The 16,170-nt window shown below is 72.3% G+C and carries 9 protein-coding genes and 2 pseudogenes; 8 read left to right on the forward strand and 3 right to left on the reverse strand.

Annotated elements, in window-relative coordinates:
- From UW392_RS06755 to UW392_RS06765, 3 genes and pseudogenes are all read left to right on the forward strand, one after another.
- Nucleotides 1-839: pseudogene (locus UW392_RS06755) on the forward strand (serine/threonine protein kinase); the annotation flags it as partial.
- Nucleotides 840-1,297: 458 nt separating this feature from the next.
- Nucleotides 1,298-2,764 (forward strand): protein kinase domain-containing protein, encoded by a 1,467-nt coding sequence (locus UW392_RS06760; protein WP_414495688.1) that lies wholly within the window; start codon nt 1,298-1,300, stop codon nt 2,762-2,764.
- Nucleotides 2,765-2,930: 166 nt separating this feature from the next.
- Nucleotides 2,931-3,314: a hypothetical protein gene (locus tag UW392_RS06765; RefSeq protein WP_320773953.1), complete on the forward strand. Its 384-nt coding sequence runs from the start codon at nt 2,931-2,933 to the stop codon at nt 3,312-3,314.
- Between the two features lie 21 nt (nt 3,315-3,335).
- Here UW392_RS06765 and UW392_RS06770 read toward each other — a convergent pair whose 3' ends face one another.
- Nucleotides 3,336-5,552 carry a glycosyltransferase family 4 protein gene (locus tag UW392_RS06770; protein ID WP_320773954.1) on the reverse strand — a complete coding sequence of 739 codons (2,217 nt, stop codon included), beginning with the start codon at nt 5,550-5,552 and terminating at the stop codon, nt 3,336-3,338.
- 451 nt (nt 5,553-6,003) lie between these two features.
- On the opposite strand from UW392_RS06770, the pseudogene UW392_RS06775 reads away from it, so the two are divergent.
- The 4 genes and pseudogenes from UW392_RS06775 to UW392_RS06790 all read left to right on the forward strand — a co-directional run.
- Nucleotides 6,004-7,386: pseudogene (locus tag UW392_RS06775) on the forward strand (diacylglycerol/lipid kinase family protein); the annotation flags it as partial.
- Nucleotides 7,387-7,865: 479 nt separating this feature from the next.
- Nucleotides 7,866-9,503 (forward strand): succinic semialdehyde dehydrogenase, encoded by a 1,638-nt coding sequence (locus UW392_RS06780; RefSeq protein ID WP_320773955.1) that lies wholly within the window; start codon nt 7,866-7,868, stop codon nt 9,501-9,503.
- Between the two features lie 58 nt (nt 9,504-9,561).
- Nucleotides 9,562-11,382: a GMC family oxidoreductase gene (locus UW392_RS06785; RefSeq protein ID WP_320773956.1), complete on the forward strand. Its 1,821-nt coding sequence runs from the start codon at nt 9,562-9,564 to the stop codon at nt 11,380-11,382.
- Between the two features lie 451 nt (nt 11,383-11,833).
- A complete protein-coding gene (locus UW392_RS06790) occupies nt 11,834-12,586 on the forward strand; it encodes a hypothetical protein (RefSeq protein ID WP_320773957.1) in 753 nt (250 codons plus the stop codon).
- A gap of 604 nt (nt 12,587-13,190) precedes the next feature.
- Here the strand turns inward: UW392_RS06790 and UW392_RS06795 are convergent.
- A complete protein-coding gene (locus tag UW392_RS06795) occupies nt 13,191-13,526 on the reverse strand; it encodes a chorismate mutase (RefSeq protein WP_320773958.1) in 336 nt (111 codons plus the stop codon).
- Nucleotides 13,527-13,899: 373 nt separating this feature from the next.
- Here UW392_RS06795 and guaA point away from each other — a divergent pair, with 373 nt between their 5' ends.
- The gene (gene guaA, locus UW392_RS06800) at nt 13,900-15,495 is read left to right on the forward strand and encodes a glutamine-hydrolyzing GMP synthase (RefSeq protein ID WP_320773959.1); all 1,596 of its coding nucleotides are present in this window, start codon (nt 13,900-13,902) and stop codon (nt 15,493-15,495) included.
- Between the two features lie 152 nt (nt 15,496-15,647).
- On the opposite strand, the gene UW392_RS06805 is transcribed toward guaA, so the two are convergent.
- Nucleotides 15,648-16,157 carry a pyridoxamine 5'-phosphate oxidase family protein gene (locus UW392_RS06805; RefSeq protein WP_320773960.1) on the reverse strand — a complete coding sequence of 170 codons (510 nt, stop codon included), beginning with the start codon at nt 16,155-16,157 and terminating at the stop codon, nt 15,648-15,650.
- Nucleotides 16,158-16,170: the final 13 nt, after the last annotated feature.

Consider the following 16,170-nt stretch of genomic DNA (forward strand, 5'->3'; position numbering starts at 1 on the left):
AGCAGGAGCGCGCGGAGCATCCGGCCGAACCGGCCGCGCCGCCGAGGAGGCCCGAGCCGGCCAGGTCGGGAAGGCCGGCCGGGTCGCCCGGCCGCTCCGGCGGCGCGCAGGAGCCGCGCAAGCTCGGGCGGAACCTGCTCCTGGTCATCCTGCTCGCGTTGGTCGCGGCGGTCGTGTACGCCGTGACGTTCATGCCGAAGACCGACACGAGCGGCGACAGCGGTACGGACAGCCAGCGGACCGGCGCCACCGGCGCGCCCGGCGACGCCGGCCACGCACCCGAGGCCAGCGGTGGCGTGCGGCCGGAGGAGACCGCGCAGGGCGACGAGACGGAGCCGTCGGAGTCCTCCGCCTCCACCCGGCCACAGGCCAACGAACCCGAGGTCGCCCAGGGATTCACCCTGCGCGACGACCCGGAGGGGTTCCGGATCGCCGTCGCCAACGGCTGGGACCGCACCGCCCGCAACGGCCGCGGCCAGGTCGTCTACTCGCAGGGCTCCTTCGAGCTCCTCGTCGTCCCCGGCCGGGACAGCGCGGCCACCTTCGGCAGCGACCCGCTGGCGTACCAGCGGGAGGAGGAGCACGAGTTGCAGCCGTTCCGCGACTCGACCTGGGCCACCTCCAGCGGGATGCGGCTGATCGAGGTGGGCGGTCGCTCCATGGCCGAGGGGCAGTTCACCTGGCAGGACGCCGAGGGGCGCGAGATCTTCGTCCGGAACCTGGCGATCCTCATCGACGGGCGGTACCACGTCGTACAGGTGCGCGGGCCGGAGGCCGAACGCGACGAGGTGACACGCCTGTACGAGCAGGCGTACGGGTCGTACCAGGTGACGGGCTGAGCGCGGACCCCGTTCCGCCGAGCCCGTAAGAGCCTGTAAGGATTCGGCCTTCCCCGAGCGGTGCCGGGTGGCCGCGCCGACCCGTCGCGCGGGGAGCGCAACCGGCTGCACACCCGGCCGATCGGGCCGGGTGGGGGACCCGGACGGAGCGGCACGAGCAGTCCGGCGCCGGATCGCGGGGCCGACGGTCACCGGGTGGATGACGCCCCGAGTGACGCACGGGACGGCGGCGTGGTGGCGCGAGGGGCGACGGCGTACGGCTGGGTGGGCGGGCACGGTACGGACATCGGGGACGGCCCGGATCCGGCGGTCGTCCCGGAGGGAGACGACCGGTGCGCGAAGGGCTCGGGGACGGGTCGGCGGCGTACGCTCCCCGCGCGCGCTGGTGGGGCGCTAACCGGCCATGCGCGGGCTCGGTGCCCCGGAAGCGCTCCGTCCGGTGCGGCATGATGAAACGTATGGTGACCGAGGGGGCCAACTTCCGTGTCATAGCCGGCCGTTACCGCCTTGAGGGCGAGATCGGGCGGGGTGGCATGGGCGTCGTCTGGCGGGCCACCGATCAGCTCCTCGGCCGGCAGGTGGCGGTCAAGGAAGTCGTCATCGATCCCTCGCTCCCCGAACGGGACGCCCGGCGGCAGCGCGAGCGCACCCTGCGCGAGGCGCGCGCGGTCGCGCAGCTCAGTCACCCGAACATCGTCGTCGTGCACGACGTCGTCGAGGACGACACGCACCCGTACATCGTGATGGAGCTGATCGACGGCGGCTCGCTGGAGGACCGGATCGCCGCGTACGGTCCGGTGGACGCGCACGAGGCCGCCCGGATCGGCATCGGCCTGCTGGGCGCGTTGCGCAAGGCGCACGACTCCGGTGTCCTGCACCGCGACCTCAAGCCCGCGAACGTCCTGTTCGAGGAGGGCACCGACCGTGTCGTCCTCACCGACTTCGGCATCGCGCAGCTGCCGGGCTCCACGACGCTCACCGAGACGGGCTCGTTCGTCGGCTCGCCCGAGTACACCGCGCCCGAGCGGATGTCGGGGGCGCGTACGGGACCGAAGTCCGACCTGTGGTCGCTGGGCGCGCTGCTGTGCGCGGCGCTGAGCGGTGCGTCGCCGTTCCGACGCGACTCGCTGGGCGGCGTCCTGCACGCGGTCGTGGTCGACGAGATACGCCCGCCCGCGCAGGCCGCGCCGTTGCTCCCCGTCGTCCTCGGGCTGCTGGAGAGGGATCCGCACCTGCGACTGGACGCGGTGGAGGCGGAGCGCCTGCTGCGGATCTACCGGGAAACGGGGCGGATGCCGCAGGCGGTACCGGGACACCTGCCGGGATCTCTGCCGGGGCACCTGCCGGAACACCTGTCGGGACATCGACCAGGGCATCGGCCAGGACTTCGGCCGGGACTTCGGCCGGGACACCCGCCCGTACGGTTGCAGAAGCGGAGGTTGCCCTTCCAGGGTGCTCGGGATGCCGGGAGCGCTTCCGGTGGTGCGGGCGAGGCCGGGGCAGGGGGCGAGTCCGGGCCCACGCCGGGGAACGAGGCCGGGACCGGGACCGGGACCGGATCGTTCGGGCTGCGCGGAGCCGGGTGGTCCGGGCGTGGCGGCGGGGGCTCCGGGCGGATCTCCTGGAAGGCGGTCGTGATCGCGGCTGCGCTGGTGGCCGCGATGGCCGGGGCGGGGGTGTCCGCGGTCGCACTGCTGATACGGGAGGGGGGCAGCGGGGAAGGGCCGCCGTCGCCGTCGAGCACCGAGCCGCGCACACCGTCCGGCACCACGGGCACGCCCTCGCCGCCCGGCACGCCCTCGCCCGGGAGGGCGCCGACGCCCACGGTGACGGGCTCCCCCACGACCGCGGCTGCCTTCGGGCCGGTGCTCGGCGCGCCCGAGGGCACGGTCACGGGGGGAAACGTTTCTCACCGGCACCCCTGACGCGCACCTGGCGCGCCCTCACGTCACGGGTCTGTGACTGGAAGGGAGGCCTCACCGGTGACATCACCGGTGGTGGTGGTACCACCTCGGGGCGAAGCGCGCCCCCGGGGACGGGAACGAGGACGGAGACGGCACCGCCGTCCGGTTCGCCGACCCCAGCGGCACGGTGGCGGTCAGCCTGGACCGCGACCCGAAGTCCGCCGACGAGGAGAACGAACTCCCGGCGTCCGCGTCGCTCGCGGCCTACGAGCACTGGACGACGATGCGGGACGGCGAGTACGGCTGGAACATCGCGGACACGCCCGTACCGAAGGGCGATCCGAAGGAGACCACCTCCAGGGACCGTGCGGCGGCCGAGAACACGGTCGTCTACACGACGTCCGACATCTTGGACCCCCGGGTGCGGGAGTCACGGCTGCTCTACTACAAGGCCGGGAACGGCGACCTGTACACGCTCTGGGTCGGCTATCCCGGGCAGGGTCACTTCACCGGGGGAGGTCGTGAGAACGCCAGTACGATCATCGCCAACCTGGAGATCGACGAGCCGTGACGGGCGATTCTCGGCCTCCCCTCAGCGGCGCACACGTACCGCAAGATCGTTACTGACCGTGAAGCAGAAGCGCGCCCGTACCGTGGCGCCGTCCCCTTCGGCCGCCGCCAGAACGACGGCTGGGTAGGAAGTCGTCTTCCTGCGGTCCACGACGTCGTCGAACAGGCGCCCGAGTCGAATGGGCTCCGCCCCCTCGGCGGGACGCAGGAACAGGTCCCACACCGCCTCCGTGTCGTCACCGGCGGGCGGCCCGGACAGCGAGGTGAGGCGGCCCCGGAAGCGCCGTCCTTCCACCGCGGTCACGGGTACCTCGAAATCGAGATCGCCGGTGCCGTCACCGCGCGCCACCCCCACGAGCGTGGCGCCGTCGCCGGGCGGGACGGCCCCGTGGAGGACGCCCTCCACGGCCAGCGAGCCGTCGCCGCAGGACAACGCGGTGACCTCGCCGTGTGCGGCGCGCCGGAAGGTCCGCAGGGCGAGGTGGCCGCCTTTGGTCCGGTACGGGATCCACCAGGTGACGCAGGAGACGCAGGAGACGCAGGTGACGCAGGTGACGGGGTGCACGAGCTCGGCGGACTCCACGAGCGCAGGGGACCGCTCGGGTGCCGGCGCAGGGGACCGCTCGGGTGCGGGCGCCGCGCGCAGCAGGCCGCGCTGTTCGACGAGCAGCGCCCTCAGCCGCCGCCGTACCCCGTCCGAGCGCCGCTCCACGTGCAGATCCCAGCGCCCCTCGGCCAGCTGGAGCCGGCCGCGGGCCAGAACGGCGGTCCACGCCGTCTCCCCCTCGGCCGGCGCCTCGAGCGGTACCCGCACTTCCGTCTCACCGTGCCGGTGCCGCAGTACGAGGACGCACTGCTCGGCCGGCAGACCGGACGCACGCACCGACACCCGCACGTCCCCTTCGGCGTCCACCCGGCAACCACCCTTCGGCCGCAGCGGACGGACCTCGACGTCGTCCGCGGGCGGACGGACCCCGGCGCCTTGCGGGAGCGGGAGCGAAGGCGTGAGCGGCGGCGAGGCACCGGGCCTACGAGGCAGCGCATCGCGGACCGCACGGCGCACACGGCGCGCGACGCGCAGCGCGATCGAGGTCCGCGCCTCGCGCAGCTCGGCGAACAGCCGCTCGTACTCCCGGGCGATCACCCGAGGGGCGTACGGCTGCACGGCCGCGGAGCCGGCGGCGCCGAGGCGGGCCCGCAGCGCCGGGTCCTCGATCAGTTGCAGCAGCCCGCCGGCGACCGCGTCCGCGTTCCCCGGGGGCACGAGCAGCCCGTCGCGCCCCGTGGTGATGAGCTCGCCGGGCCCGTGCGGACAGTCGGTGGCGACCACGGGCACTCCGGCGTGCATGGCCTCCAGGATCGTCATTCCGAACGACTCCCACTCGCTGCTCACCACCGCGATGGACGCCTTGGCCCACTCGGTCTCGAGGGTGGCGTGCGGCCCCATGAGGAACACGTGGTCGTTCAGTCCGAGGGCGTCGACCACGGCGCGGAGGCGGGCGCGCTCGGGCCCCTGACCGTAGATCCGCAGCCGCCACTCGGGGTGCACGGCGGTGACCTTGGCGAACGCCTCGACCAGCAGGTCGTAGCGCTTGACCGGCACCAGCCGCCCGGCGGCGACGACCAGCGGAACGCCGAGGTCCGAGGGCTCGGCCTTCGGCCTCGGCACGGCGTTTCCGATGCCCGTGATCCGGGTGCGTACCGCGGGCAGGTGCCGGCGATGGTCGACGGCGTCCCGCGCGGAGACGGTCACGAAGGCGTCCAGATGGCGGATCGCCCCGTTCTGGGCCGTGCGGACGCCGGGCACGTGGTGGGCGTAGGACAGGTGTTCCTGCCCGATCCGCAGATAGCGGCGCGTCCCGTGCTCCGCGAGCAGCACGACGAGCGCGGGGCGGGTCGCGACGACGACGTCGGCGTCCGTCCCGTCGAGGAAGGCGCACAGGCGCTGGTCGGTGAGGGCCGTGTAACGGTGGGCGAGCACCTCGGTGGGCGGCACGACCTCGGAGGGCCGGGCCATGAGTTCGTGCGCACCCTCGTACGACGGCGCGTCGGGCCGTTCGTCCACGAGGGGCAGTAACCGCACCCTGCCGCTCACGCCGAGCAGGGGCCGGTCGGCGGTGCGGAAGACCGACACCACCTCGACCTCGTGGCGGGCGGCCAGCGCCCCGGCCAGATTGAGGGTCGAACGGACCGTGCCGCCGATGGCATAGGCGTTGTGCAGCAGGAAGCTGATCCTCATGGTGCGCGTCGACTTCACTCTCGGGGAAACGTCATTCGGAGAAAGCAATTCGGAGAAAGCATGGGGAACGTGATGCGGGAACGTGATGCGGAAACGTCACTCAGTCATTCGGCCGGCGACGGCCCGGGCGGCCGTGCCTGATCTCTCCAACAGCGCGAGGTCCCGGAAGGACCCGGCTTCGGTGCCGCCGGTTACGCCGTACGGGGTACGTTCCTTCGCTCGTTCGGCCGTGCCCGGTGATACCGGTACCCGCTGTCACCCTCCTGCGCTTCGTGCACCACCTGCACCCCGTGCGCCCCGTGCGCCCCGTGCACCCTGTGCACCCCGTGCACCCTGTGTGGCGCACGGGGACGTGAAGGTCGGGCCAACTCCCGTAGGTGAGCGCCGCTCACGCTCTACGCTTCTTTCGTCGAGCGCATGATCGACGAAATGGGTGGGAGAGGCGGACGGGGTGGGAATCGATCTCGACGGGCGGGCTCACGCGCGGCAGCGCTGGGCGGCCCGTACGGCGCTCGGCGCCGCGGCCGTCGCCGTGCTGCTGCCCGTGGTCGTCGCCAGGACCGCGAGCCTGCTGCTGCTCGCCGGAGGCGTGCTCGGCGTCGGGCTCACGCTCGCCGGGCTCTGGTGGGCGCTGACCCGCAGGGGGGCGGCCCGCGTCGCCTCCGCGCTCCTCGCGGTCTCCGCACCCGTCACCGTCGTCGTGCTGTTCGCCGCCGCCGACCTGTTGTGGGTCGTCGTCGCCTCCCTGCTGCTGTGGGCGCTGGCGGTGTGGGCGGGCAAGTTCGCGCTGAGCACCACGAAGTCCCATCACGTGCGCGTACGGGAGTACCGGACGCCCGTCCCGCGGCGCCCCTTCCTGATCATGAACCCGCGGTCGGGGGGCGGCAAGGTCGAGCGGTTCGGGCTGAAGGAGCGGGCCGAGCGGCTGGGCGCGCGGGTCCACCTGCTCGACCCGGACCGGACGGACGGCCACGAGGACGTCGTCACGCTCGCCCAGGACGCCGTCCGCGACGGGGCGGACCTGCTCGGTGTCGCCGGCGGGGACGGTACGCAGGCGCTCGTCGCCGCCGTCGCCGCCGAGCACGACCTCCCCTTCCTCGTCATCTCCGCCGGCACCCGCAACCATTTCGCCATGGACCTCGGACTCGACCGCGACGACCCCGCCGCCTGCGTCGACGCGCTCACCGGGTCGGGCGTCGAACTCCGCGTCGACCTCGGTTTCGCCGACGCACCCGGGGGCGGCGCGCCCTACCCGTTCGTCAACAACGCCTCCTTCGGCGCGTACGCCGCGATCGTGCAGAGCCCGGAGTACCGGGACGACAAGGTGCGCACCTCGCTGGAGATGCTGCCCGACCTGCTCACCCACCAGCGCGGGCCGCGGCTGGTCGCCCAGGTCGAGGAGACGGTCGTCGAGGCGCCCCAGGCCGTGCTCGTGTCCAACAACCCCTACCGCGGGGACGACCTGCTCGGCCTCGGGCGGCGTGAGCGGCTGGACTCCGGCCGGCTGGGCGTCCTCGGCATCAGGGTGGAGAACGCCGCCGAGGCCGCCGCGCTGGTGCTCGGACCCAACGCCCCCGGCGTCAGCGTCCTGACCGCCCAGGAGGTGGTCGTCTCGGCCGACCGGTCCGAGATCGACGTCGGCATCGACGGGGAGGCGCTCTGCCTGCCGACGCCCGTACGGTGCCGGATCGCGCCGCGTGCCCTGCGGGTGCGGGTGCCCGCCGACCGTCCCGGCGTCCCCGAGCCCAAGCCGCCCCTGGACTGGCGGCGGCTGCGCAAGCTCGCGGCGGCGGTCGGACGCACCGCGCTGCCCAAGAGCCGCCAGGGACCGGGGAACTGGCAGGACTGGCAGCAGGGACGACAGCTCCGCCAGGAGCCGCGTGACGGCGCCGGGCAACGCGGCGGCCGGACACGACGGCCGGGCACGGACACCGGCGCGCAGGGCCGGCAGGGCTGGCAGCTCTGGCAGGACCTCCGGGGGCGGCAGGCGCGGCAGAACTGGGAGACCTGGCGGACGTACTGGGCCTCCCAGACCGCACGCGTCCGGCAGAACAGGCGGACGCAAGGGACCTCCCGTGATCCGGAGGGCCCGGCCCGCGATCGGGAGGGCCGAGCGCGCGGGACTCGCGGCGACTCCCCGGACGCGCGCGACTGAGACGGTACGGGTCGACAGCCGCGAGACCTGGTGCAACTGCTGACAATGGCCTGATCAGCACATACGTTGCCACTGATCACTGGCGCGGTGTGCGCACACGGTGAAAGGCCATTACCGACGGGTACCCAAAGCCTGCCCGCGGGCATACCCTGCGCCTCATGACCGACGCGCAGGCTCCTGAGAAGGCCGGTACGGCCGCCACGGGCTCGACCGGCACCAACCCCGTCGCCCCCGTTCCCGAGGGCGTCCGCACCGCCGCCGACGTGGTCACCCCGGAGCTGGTCGCCCAGCTCACCAGGGACGTGGCGGGCTCCGGCCGCACGGCCGGCCACACACCGTTCACCGGCGGGAAGCTGGCCGACCTGCCGGAGTCGACCTCCGAGGACGTGCACAAGGCGTTCGAGCACGCGCGCGCCGCGCAGGCCGTCTGGGCCCAGGTGCCCGTACGGCAGCGCGCCGCCGTCCTCCTCCGCTTCCACGACCTGCTCCTCGAACGCCAGGCCGAGGTGCTGGACCTGATCCAGCTGGAGAGCGGCAAGGCGCGGCTGCACGCCCACGAGGAGGTGCAGGGCGTCGCCGTGGCGGCCCGGCACTACGGACTCGAGGCGGCCGCGTACCTGCGGCCCAAGCGGCACACCGGCGCCATACCCGGCCTCACCCGCGTCACCGAACTGCGTCACCCGCGCGGTGTCGTCGGCCAGATCGTGCCCTGGAACTACCCGCTGGAACTGTCCGTCGGCGACGCGCTGCCCGCCTTCGTCACCGGCAACGCCGTCGTGATGAAGCCCGACACGGAGGCCGCGCTCACCGCACTGTGGGCCCGTGACCTGCTCATCGAGGCCGGCCTGCCCGCCGAGCTCTGGCAGGTCGTCATCGGGGAGGGCCCGGTGGTGGGGCCCGAGGTCGTCCAGCGCGCCGACTACGTCTCCTTCACCGGCTCCACCGGCACCGGCCGCGAGGTCGCGCTCGGCGCCGCCGTCCGGCTGATCGGCGCCTCCCTCGAACTCGGCGGCAAGAACGCCATGCTGGTACTGGACGACGCCGACATCGACAAGGCGGCCGCGGGCGCGGTCCGCGCGTGCTTCTCGTCCGCCGGTCAGCTCTGCATATCCATCGAGCGGCTGTACGTGCACGAGTCGGTCGCCGACGCCTTCCTGGAGCGCTTCGCGGCCCGTACCCGCGCCCTGCGGCTGGGCACGTCCCTCGCGTACGGCGCCGACATGGGCTCGCTGGTGAGCGAGCGGCAGCTGCGGACCGTCACGCGGCACGTGGAGGAGGCCGTCGCCATGGGCGCCGAGGTCGTCGCCGGCGGTGTCGCCCGCCCGGACGTCGGCCCGTACTTCTACGAACCCACCATCCTCACCGGCGTGGCCGTGCCCATGACCGTGTGCACCGAGGAGACCTTCGGCCCGGTCGTCTCCGTCCACCGCGTCAAGGACGAGGACGAGGCGATCCTGCTGGCCAACGCCACGCCGTACGGGCTGAACGCCTCCGTGTGGACCAGGGACGGACGCCGGGGCCGCGCGGTCGCCGCCCGGCTGCGCACCGGCACGGTCAACGTCAACGAGGCCTACGCCGCCGCGTACGGCAGCGTCCGGGCGCCCATGGGCGGCATGAAGGACTCCGGCCTCGGCCGCCGCCACGGCGTCGAGGGCATCCTCAAGTACACCGAGGCCCAGACCGTCGCCCAGCAGCGACTGCTGCCGATGGCCCCCTCGCTCGGCATGGACGACGAGAAGTACGCGGCTCTCATGACCCGCGCCCTGCGGGTGATGAAGGCCGTCCGGCTGCGGTAGGCGGCCGCCGAGTCCCCCACACCGGCAGTTCTCGACGAGGAGAGCACGAGGAGAGCACATGTCCCAGTCGGAAGCATCGGAATCATCGGAATCGGATGACGTCGCCTACGACTACGACGTCATCGTCGTCGGCTCCGGCTTCGGCGGCTCCGTCACCGCCCTGCGCCTGACCGAGAAGGGCTACCGCGTGGGTGTCCTGGAGGCGGGCCGTCGCTTCACCCGCCAGTCGCTGCCGAAGAACTCCTGGGACCTGAAGAACTACCTGTGGGCGCCCCGGCTCGGCATGTACGGCATCCAGCGCATCCACCTGCTGGGCAACGTGATGGTGCTGGCGGGCGCCGGCGTCGGCGGTGGCTCCCTCAACTACGCCAACACCCTCTACGTACCGCCGCGAGCCTTCTTCGAGGACCCGCAGTGGAAGGACATCACCGACTGGCAGGAGGAGCTCCGGCCGTACTACGACCAGGCCCGGCGCATGCTCGGGGTACGCGTCAACCCGACGACGACCCCCTCGGACGTCCACCTCAAGGCGGCCGCCGAGCGGATGGGCTGCGGCGACACCTTCCACCCGGCGCCGGTCGGCGTCTTCTTCGGCGACGGCGAGGACGCCGACGGCGCGGTGCGGGCCGGACCCGGCGAGGAGGTGCCCGACCCGTACTTCGGCGGCGCCGGCCCCGCCCGCCGGGCCTGCGCCGAGTGCGGCGAGTGCATGACCGGCTGCCGGCACGGCGCGAAGAACACCCTCAACGAGAACTACCTGCACCTCGCCGAGAGGGCCGGCGCCGTCGTCCACCCCATGACCACCGTCGTGTCGGTCACGGACGACTCCCGGGGCGGCCATGCCGTCACCACGCTGCCGACCTCCGCCGGGCGCAGGGGGCGCTCACGCCCGGGGCGCGTCTACCGGGCGCGCCACGTCGTCATCGCGGCCGGCACCTACGGCACCCAGACGCTGCTGCACCGCATGAAGGAGGGCGGCCGGCTGCCCCGCCTCTCCGACCGGCTGGGCATGCTGACCCGCACCAACTCCGAGGCGCTGGTGGGCGCGCAGACCGACGACCGGCGCTACCGCAAGGCGCACGGCGCGCCCAGAGCCGACTTCACCAGGGGCGTGGCCATCACGTCCTCCGTCCACCCCGACGCCAACACCCACATAGAGCCCGTCCGCTACGGCAAGGGCTCCAACTCGATGGGCGGTCTGTCCATCCTCCAGATCCCCTACGTGGAGGGCTCCTCACGTGCCCTCGCCTGGATAGGACATGGGGCGCGCCACCCCGTGCTGCTGCTCCGCTCGCTCTCCAACCGCCGCTGGTCGGAGCGCACCATCATCGGCCTGGTGATGCAGTCCCTGGACAACTCGCTGACGACCCACCTGAAGCGCAGGGGCATCGGCAAGGGACTGCTGACGGCACGGCAGGGCCACGGCGCCGCCAACCCCGTCCAGATCAAGGCCGCCACGGAGGCCGCGTCCGCCCTCGCGGAGGAGATCAACGGCTTCCCGGGCAGCAACGTCGGCGAGCTGATGGGCATGCCGCTCACGGCGCACTTCCTGGGCGGCTGCCCGATCGGCGCCTCGCCCGAGGAGGGCGTCATCGACCCGTACCACCGGCTGTACGGGCACCCGGGTATCTCGGTCGTCGACGGGGCCGCGGTCTCGGCGAACCTCGGCGTCAACCCCTCGCTGACGATCACCGCGCAGGCCGAGCGCGCGATGTCGTACTGGCCCAACAAGGGCGAGGTCGACCCGCGTCCCGCCCAGGGTGCCGCGTACGAGCGGCTGGCGCCCGTCGAGCCGAAGCAGCCGGCGGTCCCGGCGGACGCGTTCGGCGCGCTGCGGCTCCCGTTCCTCGGTGTGCCGGTGGTGCCGCCGAAGAAGTGACGCGTCACGGCGGCCGTGGGAGCGGCCGAGGGAGAAGGACCCGCACCCCCCTCCGAGTGCGGGTCCTTCCTCCGGTGCGCGGCATGACGCCTGACGCAGTCCTCGGGTCCGGCGGCCCGTCAGGACCTCAACCAGGTCGAGTCGGTGCGACGCCACGTCGCCGGATGCGGACGTGACTGTCGGTCCCGCAGGTGTGACCGGCGAGATCCGCGAAGGGTTGTAGCTCTCTTCACAGATAATTTATGTGGCCTGGATCACAGGCGGTCACGGGTGGTGGGTGACTGTCGTGCTCATGGTGTGATGTGCGTCAGCTCGAACTGTTGTTGGAGCACTGTGAGGCGCATGAGGGGCGCGCGACAAAGAGACGCGTGCGGGGATCATGCGCGGGACAAGGGGGATGCGAATGTCGAATACGAATACGAGGACGAGGACGAGAACGAAGACGGAAGGCGTGAAGGTGAAGGTGTCGCGGGCGGCCGTGGCCGTCTCGGTGGTGGCGGCACTGGGTTTCACCGCGGCGTGCGGCGGGGGCGACGAGAAGGAGGAGCCCGGCAGATCGGCCGCGGCGTCCACTCCGGGCGCCGACGGGTCGAAGGGCGCCGGCGAGACGGAGGAGAAGGCTCCGCTGACCGCGGCCCAGCTGGACGAGGCCGTCCTCGCGAGCGGGGACGTGGCGGGCTACCGGGTCGAGGAGATGTCCGAGGAGGACATGCCCGCCGGGTCCCTGCCCATCGAACCGGCCGCCTGCCAGTCGATCGCGGACATGTTCTTCTTCACGTCCACCACGCCGGCGGAGAGCCGTACCGGACGTACCTTCACGCCGGAGAGCGACGCGGACGCCACCGTCACCTCGCTCGCCCTGCTCGCCCATGAGCAGGGCGACGCCGAGAAGGTGATCGCCGGCCTGCGCACGGCGTCGGAGAAGTGCACCGAGTACGAGCAGGCCGACTACCGGTACACCGGCGTCGAGGCCCTGCCCGCTCCTGAGCACGGGGACGAGGCGGTCGCCTACCGGCTGACGGGTGACATCGAGGACACCACCGTGCCGATGGCCTTCACGATCGTGCGCAGCGGCTCGACACTCGCCGCCTTCTACGCGATGAACGTCCTCGACGCGGACAAGGCCGAGGTGCCGCCCGAGGTGATCGAGAAGCAGCTGGAGAAGCTGGAGAAGCTGGAGAAGCTGGAGGGAACCGGGGCCTGAGCAGGCTGCGCCGCTGCACGCCGCTCCGCTCCACCGCGCTTCACGTCATGCCACTCCGGGACGAGTGCGCGAAGAGCCCCGCGGGATCCGGCCCGCGGGGCTCTTCTGCGTCAGCACCGACGTCAGGGCGGCGTCGGTGCCTCGGAACGGCGCCGGGGGGTTGCGCCGCTTGCTCGGTCCGCGCGCCGGTCCACCGGGGGCGTACTCGTGGTACCGACCTTTGGCAGTCGGGGCCTTCACTGCGGTTGTGCGGGGCGCGGGCTGTCCTTGCATCGTGCTGGATGGGTCGCGGCCTCCGCAACCGTTTCGACCACCCTTGAACGATTCCGCCGGTCGGCTCCGAGCGTCCCCGAAGCCGACCGTTCTCTGGGTGACCGGGCTGCTGTCCCCTGCCGTCCGGTCACGAAACTGGAGCGAGTTCCCACGGCGCACAGCACGATCCGTACGCCTCATCGCTCCAGCGGAGCCACGCGTGGTTCTTCCGGTCCCGCGCCTGGCTGGCACGGACACCGGGACCAACGAAGGCCTTCACACGGCGGTCACGCGCCGTACGGGTGAGAGGAGGTGCGGACGTGTGTACGGTCGGCCGGTGCGGGCGACCAGGTCAGACACGGCCCCGGCAGAGTTCCAGCAGGGTCATGGCCAGGGAGGTGCCGGGCTTGCCGAGGGCGTCCCGGTAGCGGGCGAGGATCTCCATCTCGCGGGAGAGGTGCACGCGCCGGCCACCGGAGGTGATGCGGGCCTCCTGGATGACGGCGGACACGGCCATGCGCTCCTGGACCAGCCCGATGATGCGGTCGTCCAGGGTGTCGATGCGTTCACGGGCGCCGGAGATGACGTCGACGGCCTGTTCGGTGCGGGCGCCGGTCGTGTCGATGGTGGTGCTGTCCGTGATGCTGTTCGTGGTGCTGTTCGTGGTGCTGGTCGTGGTGCTGTTCATGCTGGGGCTCCTCTGCGTCAGGTCCGTGGTGTCCGGCCTGTGTGTCGGATGGTGGTGCCCCCGGGATGACTGGTCCCGCGCACGCACAGGCGCCCCGGACCTGGTGGCCCGGGGCGCCTGGGAAGTCGCTCGTCAGTTGCTCAAGCAGCACGACCATGGCAGCCGGTGGGCCGGTTGCCATAGGTAAAGACGAAGGTCGTGTGCTTGCGCATGCGAGCAGTATGCCGAACGCCCCGCAGGCTGGGCCAAGCGGGTTCGGATGCTGAGACGGGGGAGTGGGACGCGGTGCCCGGCGGCGCGGCAGCCGACCCGTGCGCGGCCCCCGGTAGACTCGGCGGCACAGACCCCCCGCCAACCCGCCGGAAGGCCATCCGTGTCATCAGCGACCCCCGCTGCCGCCACTGCCGCTCAGCCCGACACCGTCCTGGTCGTCGACTTCGGCGCGCAGTACGCCCAGCTCATCGCCCGCCGCGTCCGTGAGGCCCGGGTCTACAGCGAGATCGTGCCGAGCACCATGCCGGTGGACGAGATCCTCGCCAAGAACCCGGCGGCGATAATCCTCTCCGGCGGTCCCTCGTCGGTCTACGCCGAGGGTGCGCCCCGTCTCGACCGCGGGATCTTCGAGGCCGGTGTCCCCGTCTTCGGCATGTGCTACGGCTTCCAGTTGATGGCCGAGACCCTGGGCGGCACGGTCGACAACACGGGCGCGCGCGAGTACGGCCGTACGCCCCTGAGCGTCAGCAAGTCCGGCTCCACGCTCTTCGAGGGCACCCCGGACGAGCAGTCGGTGTGGATGTCGCACGGCGACGCGTGCAGCGCGGCCCCCGAGGGCTTCTCGGTGACGGCCTCCACCGACGTCGTCCCGGTCGCCGCCTTCGAGAACGACGAGAAGAAGCTGTACGGCGTCCAGTACCACCCGGAGGTCATGCACTCCACGCACGGACAGCAGGTGCTCGAGCACTTCCTGTACCGGGGCGCGGGCCTCAGCCCGGACTGGACCACCGGCAACGTGATCGAGGAGCAGGTCGCGGCCATCCGCGAGCAGGTCGGCACCAAGCGCGCCATCTGCGGGCTCTCCGGCGGTGTGGACTCCGCCGTCGCCGCCGCCCTCGTGCAGAAGGCCATCGGCTCCCAGCTGACCTGCGTCTACGTCGACCACGGACTGATGCGCAAGGGTGAGACCGAGCAGGTCGAGAAGGACTTCGTCGCCGCGACCGGCGTCCAGCTCAAGGTCGTCGACGCGGAGGAGCGCTTCCTCACCGCGCTCAAGGGCGTCAGCGACCCGGAGGAGAAGCGGAAGATCATCGGCCGCGAGTTCATCCGGGTCTTCGAGCAGGCCCAGGCCGAGATCGTGGCCGAGGCGCCGGGCGACCAGCCGGTGGAGTTCCTCGTCCAGGGCACCCTCTACCCGGACGTCGTCGAATCCGGCGGCGGCACCGGCACCGCCAACATCAAGTCCCACCACAACGTCGGCGGCCTCCCCGAGGACCTCGAGTTCCAGCTCATCGAGCCGCTCCGCCAGCTGTTCAAGGACGAGGTGCGGATGGTCGGTCAGGAGCTCGGCCTGCCCGACGAGATCGTCCAGCGCCAGCCCTTCCCCGGCCCCGGCCTCGGCATCCGGATCGTCGGCGAGGTCACCAAGGAGCGCCTCGACCTGCTCCGCGAGGCCGACGCCATCGCCCGTGAGGAGCTGACGGCGGCCGGCCTCGACCGCGACATCTGGCAGTGCCCGGTGGTCCTCCTCGCGGACGTGCGCAGCGTCGGCGTCCAGGGCGACGGCCGGACGTACGGCCACCCGATCGTCCTGCGGCCCGTCTCCTCCGAGGACGCGATGACCGCCGACTGGTCGCGCCTCCCGTACGACGTCCTCGCGAAGATCTCGACCCGTATCACCAACGAGGTCCGCGACGTCAACCGCGTCGTCCTCGACGTGACCTCGAAGCCGCCGGGCACCATCGAGTGGGAGTGATCCCGAACCGTGTGTGAAGGGCGCCGCCCCGTGGACGAGGGGCGGCGCCCTTCACGTGCGTGGTCATGTTCACGGCCATATCGTGCGTCGTGTCGCATACGTGGCTGTGGCTGCAGTTGTGGCTGTGGCCATGTCCGTGGCCATGCCCGTGATCAGGTGCGCCGGAAGGTGCGTACGGGGCGGCCCGGCTTCCACACCTGTGCGACCAGGTAGGTGTCGTCCTCCACGTACGTCCGTACGACCTCGGTCAGCTCCGTGCGGAAGAGGTGGAAGGCCGACGGGTCGGGCGGGTTCACCTCGTCCACGTACCGTTCCAGGGCTCCGGCCTCCGCGTCACTGTCGCCGCGGACCTCGACCGCCCGTCCGCCGATCCGCAGGTCGCCGCCGGCCAGGTCCGTGCCCGGGCCCGGGTTCGCCTGCAGCGCGAAGCGCGGATCGCGGCGGAGGTCGAGCGCCTTGAGTGAGCCGGGCATCATGCCGAGCCACAGCTCGCCGCCCAGGAAGCGCGCCTCCAGCCCGGAGGTGCGCGGTGTGCCGTCCTTGCGGAGGGTGGCCAGGACGTGGTGGGTGAACGCGCCGAAGCGCTCCTCGGCGATCCCGGCGAGGGCGGGTTCGGCGGCTGCGAAGGCCGCCCAGTTCATGCGCGCGTGCGTACGGTCCATGCGGCCGATGCTC

Source organism: Streptomyces sp. CRN 30, assembly GCF_034105845.1.

What these genes read in the sequence shown, in the direction of transcription:
- UW392_RS06805 (WP_320773960.1), bottom strand. Translation starts at nt 16,157, where the DNA reads ATGGACCGTACGCACGCGCGCATGAACTGGGCGGCCTTCGCAGCCGCC.
- UW392_RS06795 (WP_320773958.1), bottom strand. Translation starts at nt 13,526, where the DNA reads ATGAACAGCACCACGACCAGCACCACGAACAGCACCACGAACAGCATC.
- UW392_RS06770 (WP_320773954.1), bottom strand. Translation starts at nt 5,552, where the DNA reads ATGAGGATCAGCTTCCTGCTGCACAACGCCTATGCCATCGGCGGCACG.
- UW392_RS06780 (WP_320773955.1), top strand. Translation starts at nt 7,866, where the DNA reads ATGACCGACGCGCAGGCTCCTGAGAAGGCCGGTACGGCCGCCACGGGC.
- UW392_RS06760 (WP_414495688.1), top strand. Translation starts at nt 1,298, where the DNA reads ATGGTGACCGAGGGGGCCAACTTCCGTGTCATAGCCGGCCGTTACCGC.
- UW392_RS06785 (WP_320773956.1), top strand. Translation starts at nt 9,562, where the DNA reads ATGTCCCAGTCGGAAGCATCGGAATCATCGGAATCGGATGACGTCGCC.